The 466-nt window shown below is 57.1% G+C and carries 1 protein-coding gene; it reads right to left on the reverse strand.

The annotated features are described in order from the left end of the window. Positions 1-466, reverse strand: a 466-nt coding sequence (locus AC1DOP_RS27285; protein WP_477254419.1) for an outer membrane protein OmpK, incomplete at both ends; no start/stop codon positions are given.

The raw sequence follows: 466 nt of genomic DNA on the forward strand, positions 1-466 counted from the left end.
CAGTTACCACCGTTATGGAAATAACGCCCGACCAGGGTGAAGCGCAGGTGCGTGAATGAATAGAGCAATACGTTAGTGGCCACGGTGGCGTTGGCCGTGCGTGCCGGATTGTCTTTATGCAGATCCGAACCAAAGTCGAAGTTGGTGAAGCCGATGTAAGTCAGTGACGCGCCGTTGCTGAAGCGGTCGATGGGCACGATGTACTTCAACTGGGCGCGATAACCATCCCATGAGTATTCATTGCTGGCGCCGTAGTTYTCCCACTGATAGCGCCCGTAGAAGTTGGCCGACAGGTTGACCCGYGAATGGGTGTCGATGTCGGTGCCCAGGCCACTGTAAAGCGTGTTGGCGCGATTGGCGGTGCTGCTGCCGTGGTCATAGATCCAGTCGAACGCGACATACCATTCCTTGAACGGCCCGACCGCCAGGCTGCGACCGGCCAGGTAGTCGATGGAAATACGTGGCT

This window comes from Massilia sp. 01N410, from assembly GCF_056399665.1.